Source organism: Nonomuraea sp. NPDC049309, assembly GCF_043196965.1.
GTDB classification, from domain to species: Bacteria; Actinomycetota; Actinomycetes; order Streptosporangiales; family Streptosporangiaceae; genus Nonomuraea; species Nonomuraea fastidiosa.
Genome location: NZ_JBICSH010000014.1, coordinates 1 through 4,239 on the forward strand (window position 1 = coordinate 1; position 4,239 = coordinate 4,239).

At 73.0% G+C, this 4,239-nt stretch carries 2 protein-coding genes; both read left to right on the forward strand.

Annotated elements, in window-relative coordinates; all coding sequences use genetic code 11:
- The coding region (locus ACGFIM_RS38800) for an SDR family NAD(P)-dependent oxidoreductase (protein ID WP_393211657.1) at positions 1-4,032 on the forward strand (4,032 nt) is incomplete at its 5' end.
- 4 nt (positions 4,033-4,036) lie between these two features.
- A partial coding sequence (locus ACGFIM_RS38805; RefSeq protein WP_393211660.1) for a polyketide synthase docking domain-containing protein occupies positions 4,037-4,239 on the forward strand: 203 nt, incomplete at its 3' end.

The window sequence follows — 4,239 nt, forward strand, 5'->3', positions numbered from 1 at the left end:
CTGTCGCGCCGCGCCGCGCTGGAGCACCGGGCGGTGCTCGCGGCTTCGGATCGGGATGGTCTGCTGGCCGGGCTGCGCGCCCTGGCAGCCGGGGAGCCGGTCTCGGGAGGCGCTGCCGGGGAGCCGGCCGCCGGCCGGGTGGTTTCGGTGGTGGGCCGGGCGCGGCCGGGCCGGTTGGCCGTGGTGTTCTCCGGCCAGGGCGCCCAGCGCCCGGGCATGGGGCGTGAGCTGTATGCGGCGTTCCCGGTCTTCGCCCGCGCCTTCGACGAAGCCTGTGAGCTGCTGCAAGCCGAACTCGCCGACACGAACGTCGCAGCCGAGCTGGCCGGTGGACTGACCGTGCGCGACATCATCCTCGGCGGCCAAGCCCCCGCTGAGGTGCTGGATCAGACCGTCTTCGCCCAAGCCGGGCTCTTCGCCTTCGAGACCGCGCTGTTCCGGCTGCTGGAATCACTCGGCGTCCGGCCCGACTTTGTGGCCGGGCACTCGTTGGGCGAGATCACCGCCGCACACGTCGCCGGTGTGCTGGATCTGGCGGATGCCTGCCGTCTGGTGGCCGCCCGCGGACGGCTCATGCAAGCGCTGCCCGCCGGTGGCGCGATGGCCGCGATCGGCTGCGGCGAGGACGAGATCGCCTCTGTGCTGGCCGGTCACGATCAGGTGGCCATCGCCGCAGTGAACGCACCCGGCGCCATCGTGGTCTCCGGCGCCGCCGCCCAGGTCGATCAGATCGTGGCGTGGGCACGCGAACAAGGGCATCGGACCCGGTTGCTGCGGGTGTCGCATGCGTTCCATTCGCCGTTGATGGAGCCGATGCTGGCCGAGTTCGAGCAGGTCGTCGCCGGGCTGACGTTGCGCCGCCCGCAACTGGCGCTGATCTCGAACGTCTCCGGTGCCCTGGCGGGCGAGGAGATCACCGAGCCCGGTTACTGGGTGGAGCACGTGCGCCGCCCGGTGCGTTTCGCCGACAGCGTCGCCACGCTGCAGGAGCAGGGCGTGACCTGCTTCATCGAGGCGGGCCCCGACGCCCAGCTCACCCCCATGGTCGAGCAGAGCCTCACCCACCAGGAGGTCTCGGAGGTGGTGGCGCTGTTGCGGCGCGACCGGGAGGAGACCGCCCAGCTGGTCGCCGGGCTGAGCCGGGCCTGGACGTCGGGCGTCAGCCTCGACTGGACCGCGTGGCCCGCCTGGAACACCCCAGGAGGCGCACGTCACGGCCATCCGGACCTGCCCACATACCCCTTCGAGCACCGCCGCTACTGGCTGCACTCGACCCCGACCGGTGACCCGGCCGCGCTGGGCCTGGGGGTGGCCGACCATCCGATCCTGGGCGCGGTCGTGGAGCAGCCGGACGGCGGCGCGATCCTGACCGGACGCCTGTCGGCGAGCGCCCAGCCGTGGCTCGCCGACCACGCCATCAACGGCACGACGATCCTGCCCGGCACCGCGTTCGTCGAGCTGGCGCTGCGCGCCGGAGAGCTGGTCGGCTGCCCGTTCATCGACGAGCTCACCCTGCACGCACCCCTGCCCGTCCCCGACACCGCCGACGGCATCACCCTCCAGGTCATCGTGAGCCCGCCCGACGAGGACGGACGCCACCAGATCGGCATCCACTCCAAGGACGACAGCGGAAGCTGGAGCCGGCACGCCGGTGGCACGCTCACCGCCACCCCGGCCGCCGCGCCGCCCGACGTGCCGGAGGACCTGCGGCAGGCCTGGCCGCCTGCGGGCGCCGAGCCGCTCGACACCACCGGCCTGTACGACCGCCTCATCGACCACGGCTACGGCTACGGGCCCGCCTTCCAGGGGCTCACCGGCGCGTGGAAGCGTGGCGACGACCTCTTCGCCGAGGTGTCGCTCCCGGCGGACGGGGCCGACCCGACCGGCTATGGCGTGCACCCGGCGCTGCTCGACGCGGCCATGCACGTGGGCATGCTCGCCGGGCTGGACAGCGGGGCGGAGGACCAGGGCGACGGGCCGCTGATCCCGTTCAACTGGCGCGGCGTGATCTTGCACGCGTCGGGCGCGTCGTCGCTGCGCGTCAGGGTGCGCAGGTTGGACGGCGAGGCGGTCACCCGCCTGGACATCGCGGATCCGGCAGGCGGCCCGGTGGTGTCGGTCGAGGAGCTGACCGCCCGCCCGCTCCCCGCGGGCCGGTTGACGGGCACGGCCGGGACACGCTGGCTGTACGAGGTGGCCTGGCGGCCCCTCGCCACGACCACCGAGAGCGCGTCCGTGGGCGGGGTGCGGGTGCTGGACGCCGCGTCCTCGGCGACGACCGGCGGCGATGTGCCCGCACGCGTACGCCAGACCGTCGGAGAAGTGCTGGCCGGCCTGCAGAGCTGGTCGGCCGAGGGCGACACGCGCCCGGTGGCGGTCATCACGCGCGGCGCGGTCGCCGTAACGGACGATGAGACGCCCGACCCGGCACAGGCGGCGGTCTGGGGCCTGGTCCGCGCCGCCCAAGCCGAAGACCCCGGCCGCATCACCCTCATCGACCTCGCTCCGAACACCCTCGGCGCGAACGGAGCATCGGCCGGTGACGAGAACCTCCTCACGGCCGACGTGCGCGCCGCACTGGTGTCCGGCGAGCCGGAGGTCGCGCTGCGCGGCGGCCGACTGTGGGTGTCCCGCATGACGCACGCCCCATCCACCGAAGCATCGATCGATACGACCGACGCGGTGTGGCCGGTCGATGGGACGACGCTGATCACCGGCGGCACGGGTGGTCTGGGCGCCGTGGTGGCCAGGCACCTGGTCGCCGAGCATGGCGTACGCAATCTGCTGCTGGTCTCACGCCGGGGCCTGGACGCCCCAGGAGCCGCTGACCTCCGCGACGAGCTGGCCGGCAAGGGCGCCGACGTCACGATCGCCGCCTGCGACGTCGCGGACCGGGACGCCCTGGCCGGTGCGCTCAAGCAGATCCCCGACGACCGGCCGTTGCGCGCGGTGGTGCATACGGCGGGCGTCGTGGACGATGGCGTGATCTCGTCGTTGTCGGCTGAGCGTGTGGAGCGGGTGCTGCGGCCGAAGGTGGATGCGTTGTGGCATCTGCATGAGCTGACGCAGGACGGTCGCGTTGCGCGCTTTGTGGTGTTCTCGTCGCTGGCGGGAACGCTGGGCGCGGCGGGTCAGGGTAATTACGCGGCTGCCAACGCGGCGATAGATGCGCTCGTCCTGGGTCGTGTGCGTGCCGGGTTGCCGGGTGTGTCGGTGGCGTGGGGCGTCTGGGACGCCGAGGAGGGGATGGCCGGTCGGCTGTCGGATCGGGATCGGGAGCGCATGCTGCGCGAGGGGCTGATCCCGGTGACGGCCGATGTGGGTCTGGCGGTGCTGGATCGGCTGGTCGGCGAGGGCCGCAGCGGGGTCGTGGTGGCGGCCGGCTGGTCGATGGGCGCGCTGCGTGCTCAGCCGGACCGGTTGCCGGCGCTGCTGCGCGAGCTGGTCCCGGTACGCCGCAGGGCCACGGCGGAGACCGCGGCCGGTGGGGGCTCGTTCGCCGATCGGCTGGCCGAGCTGCCGGAGACGGAACGCCGGACAGCGGTCACCGAACTCGTGCGTACGCAGGCCGCCGCCGTCCTCGGCCACGACTCGCCCGCGTCCGTACCCGTGGACCAGGCGTTCCAGGAGCTGGGCGTCGACTCGCTCGCCGCGGTCGAGCTCCGGAACGGCCTCGGCGCGGCTCTGGGGCTTCGGCTGCCGACCACGCTGGTGTTCGATCACCCGTCGGTACGAGCCGTCGCCGACTACGTGCTCAAGCAGATCGCGCCGGACACCGACCCCGCGAGCACCGGCCACGACGAGGCGGCGATCCGCAGGGCGCTGCAGACCGTGCCGCTGGCGAAGCTGCGCGCCGCCGGGCTGCTGGACAGCCTGCTGGAACTCGCCGGGATGACACCCGCCGCCGCGAACGGAACCACACCACCCGACGAGACGGAGGACCTCGACGCCATCGACGAGCTGGACGCGGAAAGCCTGATCAGGATGGCGCTGCATGACGGGCAGCCGGACGACGAGACCGAGGAGGGCTGAGGAGATGGCGGAGAACGAAGGCAAGCTCGTCGAGGCACTGCGCGCCTCTCTCCGTGAGACGGCCAAGCTGCGCCAGCAGAACCGCGCGCTCACGGCTCGTGCTCGGGAACCGATCGTGATCGTGGGGATGGCGTGTCGTTATCCGGGTGGGGTCGATGGTCCGGAGGGGTTGTGGCGGCTGCTGGTCGGTGGTGTGGATGCCGTGGG